11 protein-coding genes are annotated in these 14907 nt (G+C 38.3%); all 11 read left to right on the top strand.

The window, feature by feature from the left end; genetic code table 11:
- Positions 1-14 precede the first annotated feature (14 nt).
- The 11 genes from ilvC to yihA all read left to right on the top strand — a co-directional run bounded on the left by ilvC (position 15) and on the right by yihA (position 14873).
- Positions 15-1037, top strand: coding sequence for a ketol-acid reductoisomerase (gene ilvC, locus MKX65_RS17590; RefSeq protein WP_160546697.1), 1023 nt, complete (start codon positions 15-17; stop codon positions 1035-1037).
- Entirely contained in the window at positions 1024-2547 is a 1524-nt protein-coding gene (locus tag MKX65_RS17585) for a 2-isopropylmalate synthase (RefSeq protein WP_340904797.1), read from the top strand. Before ilvC ends, MKX65_RS17585 begins: the two co-directional genes overlap by 14 nt.
- Before the next feature lie 31 nt (positions 2548-2578).
- Positions 2579-3691: a 3-isopropylmalate dehydrogenase gene (gene leuB, locus MKX65_RS17580; RefSeq protein WP_340904795.1), complete on the top strand. Its 1113-nt coding sequence runs from the start codon at positions 2579-2581 to the stop codon at positions 3689-3691.
- A 74-nt stretch (positions 3692-3765) separates the two neighbouring features.
- Positions 3766-5178, top strand: a complete 1413-nt coding sequence (gene leuC / locus MKX65_RS17575) for a 3-isopropylmalate dehydratase large subunit (RefSeq protein WP_160546721.1) — start codon at positions 3766-3768, stop codon at positions 5176-5178.
- Positions 5179-5194: 16 nt separating this feature from the next.
- A complete protein-coding gene (gene leuD / locus MKX65_RS17570; RefSeq protein ID WP_160546700.1) occupies positions 5195-5785 on the top strand; it encodes a 3-isopropylmalate dehydratase small subunit in 591 nt (196 codons plus the stop codon).
- Between the two features lie 97 nt (positions 5786-5882).
- Positions 5883-6923, top strand: coding sequence for a tetratricopeptide repeat protein (locus tag MKX65_RS17565; protein WP_340904792.1), 1041 nt, complete (start codon positions 5883-5885; stop codon positions 6921-6923).
- A 135-nt stretch (positions 6924-7058) separates the two neighbouring features.
- Positions 7059-8342, top strand: a complete 1284-nt coding sequence (tig, locus tag MKX65_RS17560; RefSeq protein ID WP_340904791.1) for a trigger factor — start codon at positions 7059-7061, stop codon at positions 8340-8342.
- Positions 8343-8715: 373 nt separating this feature from the next.
- Positions 8716-9981 carry an ATP-dependent protease ATP-binding subunit ClpX gene (gene clpX / locus MKX65_RS17555; RefSeq protein WP_160546703.1) on the top strand — a complete coding sequence of 422 codons (1266 nt, stop codon included), beginning with the start codon at positions 8716-8718 and terminating at the stop codon, positions 9979-9981.
- 137 nt (positions 9982-10118) lie between these two features.
- Positions 10119-11786, top strand: a complete 1668-nt coding sequence (lonB, locus tag MKX65_RS17550; protein ID WP_340904788.1) for an ATP-dependent protease LonB — start codon at positions 10119-10121, stop codon at positions 11784-11786.
- A gap of 181 nt (positions 11787-11967) precedes the next feature.
- Positions 11968-14295: an endopeptidase La gene (lon, locus tag MKX65_RS17545; protein ID WP_160546705.1), complete on the top strand. Its 2328-nt coding sequence runs from the start codon at positions 11968-11970 to the stop codon at positions 14293-14295.
- The gene (gene yihA / locus MKX65_RS17540) at positions 14292-14873 is read left to right on the top strand and encodes a ribosome biogenesis GTP-binding protein YihA/YsxC (RefSeq protein WP_160546706.1); all 582 of its coding nucleotides are present in this window, start codon (positions 14292-14294) and stop codon (positions 14871-14873) included. Before lon ends, yihA begins: the two co-directional genes overlap by 4 nt.
- The last annotated feature ends 34 nt before the right edge of the window (positions 14874-14907 follow it).

Genomic DNA, 14907 nt, shown 5'->3' with positions numbered 1-14907 from the left:
AGGAAGAAATAAAAATGGCAAAAATGTACTATAACGGAGACGCAAATCAATCATATCTAAACGGGAAAAAGGTAGCAGTTATCGGATACGGTTCACAAGGTCATGCTCATGCACAAAACATGAGAGAGAGCGGTGTGGATGTTGTTATTGGATTAAGACAAGGGAAGTCATGGGAAAAGGCTGAAAAAGATGGTTTCAATGTATATCCAGTAGGAGAAGCAACAGCACAAGCAGATGTAGTTATGATTCTATTACCAGATGAAATGCAACCTAAAGTATATAAAGAGGAAATCGAACCAAATTTAACAAACCAAGCATTAATGTTTGCTCACGGTTTCAATGTTCACTTTAGCCAAATCGTACCACCAGCTACAAACGATGTGCTATTAGTAGCTCCTAAAGGTCCAGGACACCTAGTAAGAAGAACATACGAGCAAGAAGCTGGAGTTCCTGCATTATTTGCTATCTATCAAGATGTAACAGGTAAAGCGAAAGAGCTTGCTTTAGCATATGCATGGGCAATTGGATCACTAAGAGCTGGAGCTTTAGAAACAACATTCAAAGAAGAAACTGAAACAGATCTATTCGGAGAACAAGCGGTTCTTTGTGGAGGTTTAACTTCATTAGTTAAGGCTGGTTTTGAAACATTAGTTGAAGCAGGTTACCAACCTGAACTAGCATACTTTGAGTGCTTACACGAATTGAAGCTAATCGTTGATTTAATGTATGAAGGTGGAATGGAGAACATGCGTTATTCTATCTCTGATACAGCTCAATGGGGTGACTTCGTAAGCGGACCAAGAGTAGTTGACGCTCGCGTAAAAGAATCAATGAAGGAAGTTCTAAAAGACATTCAAGAAGGTAGATTTGCTAAAGGTTGGATCCTAGAAAACCAAGCAAATCGTCCAGAATTCAACGCAATCGTTCAAAAAGAAAATAGCCATTTAATCGAACAAGTTGGTCGCGAGTTACGTGCTATGATGCCTTTTGTCAATAAGGACAAAAAGAAAGAAGTGGTCGTTAGTGCGACGAATTAAAATATTTGATACAACATTAAGGGATGGAGAGCAATCTGCAGGAGTAAATTTAAACCAAACAGAAAAGCTCGAAATTGCAAGACAGCTGGAAAAACTTCAAGTCGATATTATCGAAGCAGGTTTTCCAGCTGCTTCTAAAGGTGATTTTACTTCAGTACAACAAATTGCAAACACGATTAAAGACTGTTCTGTGACGGGGTTAGCAAGAGCAGTTACTTCAGATATTGATGCAGCATGGGAGGCATTGAAGAACGGAGTAGAACCAAGATTACACGTCTTCATTGCAACATCTCCTATTCACAGACAATATAAACTGAAGTTAAGTCAAGATGAAGTTGTTGAGAGAGCTGTTCAAATGGTGAAATACGCTGCACAGAAGTTTCCTATTATTCAGTGGTCAGCGGAGGATGCTTGTCGTACTGAGTTACCTTTCTTAGCTCGAATTATTGAAGAAGTGATTCAAGCAGGTGCGAATGTCATTAACATTCCTGACACCGTTGGTTACATTACTCCGAAAGAGTATGGAGAAATTTTTCAATATTTACACAACAATGTCCCTTCTATCCATAAAGTTTCGTTGTCGGCACACTGTCATGATGATTTAGGAATGGCTATTGCTAATTCATTGGCAGCAGTTGAAAACGGGGCAACACAGGTCGAGGGAACCATCAATGGAATTGGTGAAAGAGCAGGAAATGCAGCATTAGAAGAATTAGCAGTAGCCCTTCATATACGTAAAGATTTTTATGATGCGGACACTAGACTGCAATTGAAAGAAATCAGTCGTACTAGTAGTTTAATTAGCAAGCTAACTGGAATGGTTGTCCCAGCTAATAAAGCAGTTGTGGGTAGAAATGCGTATGCTCATGAATCTGGCATTCATCAAGATGGTGTTCTAAAGGAAAAGTCAACGTATGAGATTATTTCTCCAGAACTTGTTGGGTTCCAATCTAACACATTAGTTCTTGGAAAGCACTCTGGGAGACATGCTTTTAGAAACCGATTAGATGAACTTGGGCTATCTGTTGCAGATGAGGATGTCACTCAATTATTTACTGTCTTTAAAGAATTAGCTGATAGAAAAAAAGAGATGACAGACGAAGATCTTGCAGCGATTGTACTCGAGCAAAAGTTATCTAAGGATGAGCGCTTTTATGAACTACTTGCGATTCAGGTTCAATATGGTACGAATCAAATACCTACAGCTACTGTTACGCTGTCAGGAAACCATAATGAAATCATTCAAGAGGCTTGCACGGGAAGTGGCAGCATTGAAGCATTATATAATACGTTGGAAAAATGCGTAAATGGAAGTGTCCATTTACTAGACTACCGAATCCAGTCTGTCGGAGCGGGTAGAGACGCATTGGCCCAAGTGTTTGTAAAGCTTAAGTTTAATGGAGAAGAAACAAGCGGGCGAGGATTGGCTCAAGATGTTCTAGAAGCATCAGCTAATGCATACTTAAATGCGGTGAATCGTGTCATATACATGGCTGCAGTGACCGTTTAATAAATGTACATTTTAATGGAGGGGAAACAAGATGAAGAAGCAGATTGCAGTGCTACCCGGAGACGGAATTGGCAAAGAAGTAACTAAAGGTGCGGTGGATGTACTGCAGGCTATTGGTGATAGATTTGGTCATCAATTTGAATTTACGTATGGACATATTGGTGGAGTAGCTTATGAAGTAACAGGGAGTCCACTTCCAGATGAGACAGTTGAACTGTGTAAGCAAAGTGATGCTGTGCTTTTAGGTGCGGTCGGGGGGCCAAAGTACGATACTTTGCCTGTACATCTCCGACCAGAGAGAGGATTACTAAAGATTCGTAAAGAGCTTGACCTTTATGCGAACTTGCGCCCAACTACTTTTTATGCGAGTCTAGCTGATTCATCACCCCTTCGCAAAGAAATTATTCAAGACGTGGATATGTTAATGGTTCGTGAATTAACAGGTGGATTATATTTTGGTAAGCCAAGTGAGCGTCGTACAGTGGATGAGAAAGAGGCAGTAGTTGATACTCTTTTCTATAAACGTGAAGAAATGCTTAGGGTTATTGAACTAGCCTTCCAACTAGCGGACAAAAGAGGGAAGAAGGTTACATCTGTTGATAAAGCAAATGTATTAGAATCAAGCAGAATGTGGAGAGAAGTAGCTGAGGAAGTGGCAAAACGCTATCCAGAGGTAAAACTTGAACATATGCTTGTAGATAATGCAGCGATGCAATTAATTAAAAATCCAAAGAGTTTTGATGTTGTTGTTACTGAGAATTTATTTGGGGACATTTTAAGCGATGAAGCTTCTGTATTGACCGGATCTTTAGGAATGCTTCCATCCTCTAGTTTATCTGAAAATGGACCATACTTATATGAACCAATTCATGGGTCTGCTCCTGATATTGAAGGGAAAAATATTGCGAATCCTTTAGCGGCTATTCTTTCAGCGGCAATGATGTTAAGAGTATCGTTTGGTCTAGAAGAAGAGGCAGCTGCTGTTGAAAAAGCGGTTGATGAAGTCTTAAATGCAGGACTGCGTACAAAAGATATTTTATCAGAAGGAAAAAAAGCGGTGTCTACTTCAGAAATGGTTGCAGAAGTAAAGGCATGTATTTTAGGCCATGAAACGATTTCAAGTATTATGGGTGCATACGCATAAATTCTGGCTAACAATGAATATCAAAACGACACGGCCTATCGCGCCGTGTCTCTTTTAAAAAGGAGGTCAAAATGATGGGGAAATCAATTATTGAAAAGATTTGGGACTACCATGTTGTACAAAAAGAAGAAGGGAAACCGGATTTATTATACATTGATTTACATTTAGTTCATGAAGTTACTTCTCCACAAGCATTTTCAGGACTAAGAATGAAAAATAGAAAGGTTCGACGTCCTGATCGAACGTTTGCTACGATGGATCACAATGTTCCAACTGTAAACAGAAAGCAAATTAACGATGCGGTGGCAAAAAATCAAATGACGACACTTGAAAAAAATTGTCAAGAGTTTGGTGTTCCTTTAGCTGATTTAGATAGCCCTGACCAAGGAATCGTCCATGTTATCGGTCCAGAGCTAGGGTTAACTCAGCCTGGGATGACGATTGTTTGTGGAGATAGTCATACTTCCACACATGGTGCATTTGGTGCCTTAGCATTCGGAATTGGTACAAGTGAAGTGGAGCATGTACTTGCCACACAAACTCTTTGGCAATCCAAGCCGAAAACATTAAAGCTTGAAATTAATGGGAAGCTTTCAAGCGGGGTTACAGCAAAGGATGTTATTCTGTATGTCCTTTCAAAATTTGGAGTTCAGTTTGGAACAGGATACGTTATTGAGTATTGTGGTGAAGTAATTGAAGGTCTTTCAATGGAAGAAAGAATGACCATTTGTAATATGTCAATAGAAGGTGGAGCTAGAGCAGGCTTAGTAGCTCCGGATGAAACGACATTCTCTTATCTAAAAGGTAGAAAATTCGCTCCGAACAAAGAGGAGTTTGATAGATATGTAGAGCATTGGAGTGCTTTTACATCTGATAAAGATGCAAAGTATGATCGAGAAATTGTAATTGATGGTTCTGATATTTCACCGATGGTCAGCTGGGGGACCAACCCTGCAATGACAGCAAAAATAGAAGACGCTATTCCAACAGTTGCAGATTACGAGACAGAAATTGAGAAGAGTACACTTGAAAGAGCGCTTCAGTATATGGGGCTAAATCAAGGGCAAAAAATCGAAGATATTAAAATTCAGCATGTGTTTATTGGGTCATGTACGAATTCAAGAATTGAAGATATCCGTAAAGCAGCTGAAGTAGTAAAGGGACAAAAGGTACATCCAAGTGTACGTGCATTAGTGGTACCTGGATCTCAAGGCGTCAAACAACGTGCTGAAGAGGAAGGGTTACATCAAATCTTTATTGAGGCAGGATTTGAGTGGAGAGAATCAGGTTGTAGTATGTGCTTGAGCATGAACGATGATGTTGTTCCAGCTGGAGAACACTGTGCTTCTACTTCTAACCGTAATTTTGAAGGTAGACAAGGAGCGGGAGCTCGAACTCACTTAGTTAGTCCTGCAATGGCTGCAGCAGCAGCACTTTATGGACATTTTGTTGACATTAGAAAATTAACTCCTGTAGAAGTACGATAAGGAGGGAGGAAAAATTATGTTTACTATTTTTGAAGGCGAAGCCGTAGCACTTGATCGTGCACATGTAGATACAGATCAAATTATCCCAAAACAATTTTTAAAAAGAATTGAGAAAACAGGATTTGGAAAATATTTATTTTTCGATTGGAGATATAACAAGGATGGCTCCGATAATCCTGAGTTTGAATTAAATCATCCGTCAAAGAAAAATGCTTCTATACTAATAGCTAACGAAAATTTTGGATGTGGCTCCTCAAGGGAGCATGCTCCATGGGCTCTATTAGATTATGGTTTTAAAGTAGTTATTGCTCCATCCTTTGCCGATATCTTTCATCAAAACTGCCTGAAAAACGGCATGCTTCCTATTGCATTAGAGGAAGAAAAAGTGAAGGTGTTATTAGAAAAAGGGAAAAACCCTAGCTATAAATTAAAAGTTGATTTAGAAAACCAAACAATAAGTGATGCTGAAGGTCTATCAGAGTCTTTCGAGGTTTCTTCTTATTGGAAAAAGATGCTGATTAATGGCTGGGATGAGATTGAAATTACCCTTCAATTAGACGAGCAAATTAATAAATATGAAAAGAACCGAGCATTGTTAACAAAGTAAATAAATGGCCGCAGCACAAGCTGTGGCCATTTATTATTTTGTTTTTATAGTGGTTTCTGCTAAACTTACCTCAGGTTATAAATAAGGGGTATGGTAGATGAAAAAAAGGGAACGGGCTCGTAAGGACGGAAACGTAGTGTTTTTCCCCGATTTAGAAAAGAGGCTTTTCGAAAAAGGGTTAGACTTTATACAAAAAAAGCAATTTAGAGAGGCAATTCCTTATTTTGAAGAAGCAAAAGAGCATGATCAAGAAAACAGTGATATTTGGTTTGCCTTGGTTTTGGCTTATTATGAATCCGGATCATTTGAAAAAGCAAAAGAGTATACAGAAGAGATGTTAAGGATAGGTATCGGTGAGTATTTTCAAACGGTTGATATGCTCATTATGGTTCTTGTCCAGCTACAAGAATACAGCCGTGTCGTACATACCATTGAGGTGCTATTAGAGGAACATGAAGTTCCAGTTGAAAAATACGAGCATTTTAGAAGACTGCTGGATTTTAGTAGAAGAATGCTTAATGCAGTAGAAGAAAATCAGCCAGTAGAAATAGAAGATGAAAAGGAAATCAAGCAAGTCGCTCCCCAATCACTTAATTTGTTTGACCCAAAGGATGAGAAGGAGCTATTGTTACAAGTGGCTAACCTTGCTCATCAAAATATCCAGCCTGTATTAAATGAAATACGTAACTATCTACAGTCAAGTGAAGGCCAACCTTTTATTAAAACGATGCTCTTACACGTACTTAAAGAACATCAATATCATGAGCCAATAACAGTGACTAAGCTTCAATCCTCAATGGTGTTAATCCCTAAGGATCTCTATGATTTAAGGGATCATCAACAAAAAATAGAGGTCTCAAAGGTTTTAGCAGAACAACTTGAACAGGAAAATCCCACGTTACTAGAACAAGCCATTAGTTTAATAGACCGTCATCTTTTTATATTGTACCCATTTCATTACCCTTCGAATGATATGAGAACACTGGCTGCCGCTTATCATATATTAGTTTTGATGTTTTTCGCACAGGACTATTCGATTGATGAAATGAGTGATGTTTATCAATCATCTGAACAGGATATTGAGACATTATTACGATATATACAAGAAATTGAAGAATTTTCTTATCCTATTATTTAGTCTAGGATGTTGAAACGAAGGCAACCTATGTTATAATGTAGTGGTTGTAATAACTGTATATTAAAAACAAGCTTACATATTCATCTAAATTAGTAACGAATGAAAATGTAAATAGATTTTGGAGGGAAAGTTCGTATGTCTGTGAAGTTTGAAAAACTAGAAGGGAACCAAGGGGTTCTTACAGTTGAAGTAGATGCAGCAAAGGTTAATGAAGGTTTAGACGCTGCATTTAAAAAAGTAGTAACAAAGGTAAATGTACCTGGTTTCCGTAAAGGGAAAATGCCTCGTGCAATGTTCGAGAAGCGTTTTGGAGTTGAGTCTTTATACCAAGATGCAATTGATATTCTTCTTCCGGAAGCTTATGCAAACGCAGTTGAAGAATCAGGTATTGATCCAGTTGATCGTCCTGAAATTGATGTAGAGCAAATTGAAAAAGGCAAGAGCTTTATCTTTAAGGCAACTGTTACAGTTAAGCCTGAAGTGAAACTTGGTGAGTACAAAGGACTTGAAGTAGAAAAAGTTGAAACTGAAGTTACTGATGAGGATGTAGCTAACGAGTTAAAAACTCTTCAAGAACGTCAAGCTGAGCTTGTTGTTAAAGAAGAAGGCAAAGCTGAAAATGGCGATACAGTAGTAATGGACTTTGAAGGTTTCGTTGATGGAGAAGCTTTCGAAGGTGGAAAGGCTGAAAACTACTCACTTGAGTTAGGTTCAGGTCAATTTATTCCTGGGTTCGAAGAGCAATTAGTTGGACTAGCTGCTGGAGAAGAAAAAGATGTAGAAGTGTCTTTCCCAGAAGAATACCATGCAACTGAATTAGCTGGTAAACCTGCAGTATTCAAAGTAAAACTTCATGAAGTAAAAGGAAAAGAGCTTCCTGAGCTTGATGACGAGTTCGCAAAAGATGTGGATGAAGAAGTTGAAACACTTGATGCGTTAAAAGAAAAGATTAAGAATCGTTTAGTAGATTCTAAAAAACATGAAGCAGAGCACCACGTACGTGATACCGTTGTTGACAAGGCAGCAGCAAATGCTGAGATTGACATTCCAGCTGTAATGATCGATACGGAAGTGGATCGCATGATGCAAGAGTTCGAACAACGTTTACAAATGCAAGGTATGAACCTTGAATTATACTTCCAATTCTCAGGCCAAGATGAAAATGCCCTACGTGAGCAAATGAGAGAAGAAGGCGAAAAGCGTGTGCGTGTAAGCTTAACTCTTGAAGCTATCGCAGCTGCAGAAAATCTTGAAGTTTCTGAAGAAGATGTAGATGCAGAATTAAACAAAATGGCTGAAATGTATAATATGACTGTTGAGAACATTAGAGCTGCTTTAGGAAATGTAGATGGAATTAAGGGAGACCTTAAAGTTAGAAAAGCTGTTGAATTCTTAGTAGAAAACAGCAAAACGGTTTAAATCATATTATAAAAAATGAACAAGGCGCGATTGAATCGTGCCTTGTTTTATACCATTTACATACTTATAAAATCAATTAGAATGACATATACATAACTAATACAGAAATGAAGTTTTTAAAGATTTAGTAAAAACTTCCGATTTAACTTTAGAAATTATGGTTAAGATTAACTAGTACATATTTATTTACTTTTGCAGATATGAAAATGTTTTCTTTTTCAAGAGTTATCATTTCCTGTCCACCTAGTAAATGTGATACAATGCAATACATAACTTATTGATAACAATTGAATAAAGAATACTGTAAGTAAAGATAAACAATTATATCTGCAGCAATTTATGTGTTTTAGACGCTTTTCAAGGGGTGAAGAAATTGTTTAAATTTAATGATGAAAAAGGACAATTAAAGTGTTCCTTCTGTGGTAAAACACAAGATCAAGTTCGAAAACTAGTTGCAGGTCCAGGTGTGTATATATGTGACGAGTGTATCGAGTTATGTACTGAAATTGTGGAAGAGGAACTCGGAACTGAAGAAGAAGTAGAATTTAAGGATGTTCCGAAACCAATGGAAATCCGCAATATTTTAGATGAGTATGTAATCGGTCAGGATCAAGCGAAGAAAAACTTATCGGTTGCTGTTTACAATCATTATAAGCGCATCAATTCTAACAGCAAAATTGATGAAGTTGAGCTTTCAAAAAGTAATATAGCAATGATTGGACCAACAGGTAGTGGAAAAACACTTCTTGCACAAACCTTAGCAAGAATTTTAAATGTTCCTTTTGCTATTGCAGATGCAACATCACTTACTGAAGCTGGTTACGTTGGTGAAGATGTTGAAAATATCCTGTTAAAGCTTATTCAAGCAGCTGACTATGATGTTGAAAAAGCTGAAAAAGGTATTATTTATATTGATGAAATCGATAAAATTGCTCGAAAATCGGAAAATCCATCCATTACTAGAGATGTATCTGGTGAAGGAGTACAACAAGCTCTACTAAAAATCCTTGAAGGAACGGTGGCTAGTGTACCACCACAAGGCGGTAGAAAGCATCCTCATCAAGAGTTCATTCAAATTGATACTACTAACATTTTATTTATTTGTGGTGGAGCATTTGATGGTATTGAACCAATCATTAAAAGACGTCTAGGTCAAAAGGTAATCGGTTTTGGATCAGATGTGAAAAAGAAGGAAGTAGAAGATAAGGATCTTCTTTCTAAGGTATTACCAGAAGACCTATTACGCTTCGGATTAATTCCTGAATTCATTGGTCGACTTCCAGTTATTGCAAGTCTAGCTACGTTAGATGAAGACGCATTAATCGAAATTTTAACAAAGCCGAAAAATGCACTCGTAAAACAATACCAAAAAATGCTTGAACTAGACGATGTAGAATTAGAATTTGAAGAAGATGCTCTTAAGGAAATTGCGAAAAAAGCAATTGAGCGTAAAACAGGTGCTCGTGGCCTTCGTTCTATCATTGAGGGAATTATGCTTGACGTAATGTTTGATCTTCCTTCAAGAGAAGATATTACTAAGTGTATCATCACGAAAGAAACCGTGGTTGATAACGGTGTACCAAAGTTAATTCTAAAAGATGGAAGTATTCTTAAAGAAGAACGAAAAACATCTGCCTAAAATACAGTAGAACCGTAGCATAAGACTACGGTTCTTTTTTTGGCTCACAAAGTAAAATACGTTAATCCTTGTTTATTCCCCTCTGCAGAAGGAGATACTAGCTTATAACTACTATGAAAAGTGCAGGAGGGAATGCTATGAGTTGGACGGGAATTGCCTTATTTATTCAGTTGTTTTTTGGCATCGTTATTGGACTCTATTTTTGGAATTTATTAAGAAGTCAACGGACACAAAAGGTGTCCATTGATAGGGAATCAAAAAAAGAAATGGACCAATTAAGAAAAATGAGATCTATTTCATTAACCGAGCCACTCTCAGAGCGAGTGAGACCGAGTACTTTTGATGATATTGTAGGTCAGGAAGATGGAATCAAATCGTTAAAAGCGGCACTATGTGGTCCGAATCCTCAACATGTGATCATTTATGGACCACCTGGAGTAGGAAAAACGGCTGCAGCTCGACTAGTGTTAGAAGAAGCAAAGAAAAATGCCAAATCACCATTCCAATCTTCTTCTGTGTTTATTGAGTTAGATGCAACCACTGCTAGGTTTGATGAGCGAGGGATTGCAGATCCTCTTATCGGATCTGTCCATGACCCTATCTATCAAGGTGCAGGAGCAATGGGACAAGCAGGAATTCCTCAACCAAAGCAAGGTGCAGTGACAAATGCACATGGTGGTGTATTATTTATTGATGAAATCGGAGAACTTCATTCGATTCAAATGAACAAGCTTTTAAAAGTTCTAGAGGATCGTAAAGTATTTTTAGAGAGCGCTTATTATAGCGAGGAAAATACACAAATACCAACACATATTCATGATATATTTAAAAATGGATTACCAGCAGATTTTCGTTTAATAGGTGCTACAACGAGAACACCAAGTGAGATACCTCCAGCGATTCGCTCTAGATGTATGGAGGTGTTCTTCAGGGAGTTGAGCAGAGAAGAAATCTCTTCGATTGGAGAAAAGGCTGCAGAAAAAGTGAAGTTGAAAATTGGTGAAAAAGGAATAGATATATTATCATCTTATGCTAGAAATGGTCGAGAAGCAGTAAATTTGATACAGATAGCTGCCGGTCTTGCCATCACCGAAGATAGAGATTTTATAAAGGATGAAGACATTGAGTGGGTTATTCAATCTAGTCAGTTAACACCAAGAATGGAACAGAAAATTATGTCTTCTTCTACCATTGGACTTGTAAATGGATTAGCCGTTTATGGACCGAATTCTGGAGCATTGCTTGAAATTGAAGTGACGGTTATTCCGACAAAAGAAAAAGGTTCCATAAATATAACAGGCATAGTTGAAGAAGAAAGCATTGGTGGTCAAGGAAAATCGATAAGAAGAAAAAGTATGGCAAAAGGTTCGATTGAGAATGTTATAACTGTACTTCGTTCGATGGGAGTTCCGGCTGATGAATTTGATATTCACGTTAACTTTCCGGGTGGAGTTCCGATTGATGGACCTTCTGCAGGGATTGCGATGGCAACAGGTATTTACTCTGCTATCTACAAGCACCCTATTGACCACACGGTTGCAATGACAGGAGAAATTAGTATTCATGGAAATGTAAAGCCAATTGGAGGAGTATATCCAAAAGTGAAAGCGGCGAAAAAGGCTGGAGCTAGTAAAGTGATTATTCCTAAAGAGAATATCCAATCGATGCTTTATGAAATTAAGGATATTGAGATTATCCCGGTCAGTCATTTGTCAGAGGTGTTTGAACATGCGTTATTAAAGGATTATGCAAATGAAGATGTCATCACAGCATCCGTGCAAATTTCAAAAAAAGAAAGTATTTAAGTAGAATGAAAATAGAACTTCGGTTTGCATTTTGAGGAGCCGGAGTTTTTTGTTGGAAGCTCACGATTTCGTAATAAATAGCATATTTGCTTGTAAATAGACACTACCGGTTAAATACGATAGAATTGTACAAAGAATTCCTTTATTAAGAGGGAAAGAAAGCATTTGGAGGTGCAAGGTAATGGCGAAAAAGACAGAAATCATTGTCCCCCTCCTGCCACTTCGAGGTTTACTTGTTTATCCGACAATGGTTTTACACTTGGATGTCGGAAGAGAAAAATCAGTACAAGCTCTCGAGAAGGCAATGGTAGATGACAGTTTAATCTTTTTAACAACACAGAAAGAGGTATCAATTGACGAACCACTTGAGGATGACTTGTATAAGATGGGAACACTTACAAAGGTCAAGCAAATGCTCAAGCTTCCAAACGGTACGATACGAGTACTCGTTGAAGGTTTAAAGCGAGCGGAGATTGTTTCATTTTTTGATGAAGACGATCACTATTCTGTTGAAATAAAAACATATGAGGATCCAGTTGAAAAGGATGCGGAATCACAAGCATTAATGCGGACGATGCTTGATTATTTTGAGCAGTACATAAAGATGTCTAAGAAAATCTCGGCAGAAACTTTCTCAACTGTCACGGATATTGAGGAACCGGGTAGAATGGCTGACATCATTTCCTCACATCTTCCTTTAAAGCTAAAGGAAAAGCAGGAGATTCTAGAAACAATCGATGTGAAGGAAAGAATTCAGAAGATTGTAGACATCATACACAATGAAAAAGAAGTATTAAACCTAGAGAAAAAAATTGGCCAAAGAGTGAAAAAATCTATGGAGCGTACGCAAAAGGAATATTACTTGCGTGAACAAATGAAGGCCATTCAAAAAGAGCTAGGTGATAAAGAAGGTAAGACAGGAGAAGTAAGCGATCTTACTGAAAAAATCGAACAAGCTGGCATGCCAGAGCATGTAAAAAATACTGCTATGAAGGAACTAGAAAGGTATGAAAAAGTTCCCTCAAGTTCTGCAGAAAGTGCCGTTATTCGAAACTATATTGAATGGCTTTTAGCTATTCCTTGGTCGAAGGCAACGGAAGATGACTTAGATATTCATAAAGCGGAAAAAATATTAAATAATGACCACTACGGCCTCGAGAAGGTGAAGGAAAGGGTTCTCGAGTACTTAGCTGTTCAGCAAATGACGAACTCATTAAAAGGACCTATTCTTTGTTTAGCAGGACCTCCAGGAGTTGGGAAAACTAGCTTAGCCCGATCGATTGCGACATCATTAAATAGAAATTTTGTGAGAATTTCTCTAGGTGGAGTAAGAGATGAGTCTGAAATTAGAGGTCACAGACGTACGTATGTAGGGGCAATGCCTGGTAGAATCATCCAAGGGATGAAAAAAGCAGGAACAATCAACCCTGTCTTCCTACTCGATGAAATCGATAAGATGTCAAGTGATTTCCGTGGTGATCCATCTGCGGCCATGCTTGAAGTACTAGATCCGGAACAGAATCATAACTTCAGTGATCACTATATCGAAGAAACATATGACCTGTCTAAAGTAATGTTTATAGCTACTGCAAATAATTTGGCAACCATTCCTGGTCCGCTTAGAGATCGGATGGAAATTATTACGATTGCTGGGTATACAGAGCTTGAGAAGATTCATATCGCAAAGGATCACTTGCTTCCAAAACAAACCAAGGAGCATGGCTTAACAAAAGCTCAGTTGCAAATTAGAGAAGATGGAATTCAAAAAGTCGTCCGTTATTACACTAGAGAAGCGGGTGTAAGAAGTCTAGAACGTCAGTTAGCGACTATTTGCCGAAAAACAGCTAAGATTATTGTTTCAGGTGAAAAGAAAAAAGTCATCGTTTCTGAAAAAAATGTGGACGAATTTTTAGGAAAGCCAACTTTCCGCTATGGTCAAGCAGAACTTGAGGATCAAGTGGGCGTAGCTACTGGTCTTGCTTATACAACGGTTGGTGGAGATACCCTTCAAATTGAAGTGTCCTTGTCTCCGGGAAAAGGAAAGCTCATCCTAACAGGGAAGCTTGGCGATGTTATGAAGGAATCCGCTCAAGCAGCATTTAGTTATATTCGTTCAAAAGCAAATGAGCTTGGAATTGACCCTGATTTTCATGAAAAAAATGATATCCATATTCATGTCCCAGAAGGGGCGGTTCCGAAGGATGGGCCATCAGCAGGAATTACCATGGCAACGGCATTGGTCTCAGCTCTGACAGGGCGTGCCATTCGTAAAGAAGTGGGTATGACTGGTGAAATCACGTTACGTGGTAGAGTATTACCAATCGGTGGCCTAAAGGAGAAATCTCTAAGTGCCCATCGAGCGGGATTAACTAAAATCATTTGTCCAAAGGATAATGAAAGGGATATCGATGATATTCCTGAGAGTGTTCGTGAAGACCTACAGTTTGTTCTCGTTTCACATCTGGACCAAGTGTTAGAGCATGCTTTGACTGGCGGTGCCAATAGATGAAAGTAACAAGCTCAGAAATTGTCATAAGTGCGGTAAAGCCTGATCAGTACCCGGTTGAACCAATTCCTGAATTTGCCTTAGCTGGTCGCTCCAATGTAGGCAAATCATCATTTATTAACAAAATGCTCAATCGTAAAGGATTAGCAAGAATTTCTTCCAAGCCTGGTAAAACACAAACGCTGAACTTTTATATCGTTAATGAAGTCCTTCATTTTGTCGATGTACCAGGATATGGTTATGCAAAGGTTTCTAAAAAGGAACGGGAAGCATGGGGGAAAATGCTTGAAACGTATTTAACGACGAGAGAGCAGCTAAAGGCTGTGCTATTAATTGTTGATTTACGTCACCCTCCAACGGCAGATGATATCATGATGTATGATTTCTTAAAGCATTATGAAATTCCATGTATTGTCATTGCCACAAAGGCTGATAAAATTTCTAAAACAAAAAGAGCACAGCATTTGAAAATAACAAAAGAAAAGCTCGAATTACACCCGCATGATACGATTATTCAGTTTTCTTCTGAAACAGGAGAAGGAAAAGATAAAGCGTGGGCAACCATTGCGAGTTATATGTAAAAGAAACCGTCAGCACAAAAGTGTCTGACGGTTC

The organism is Robertmurraya sp. FSL R5-0851 (genome assembly GCF_038002965.1).
GTDB classification, from domain to species: Bacteria; Bacillota; Bacilli; order Bacillales; family Cytobacillaceae; genus Robertmurraya_A; species Robertmurraya_A beringensis.
The sequence above is the reverse complement of the archived record's forward strand: the minus strand, read 5'-3'. Positions and strand labels throughout refer to the sequence as shown.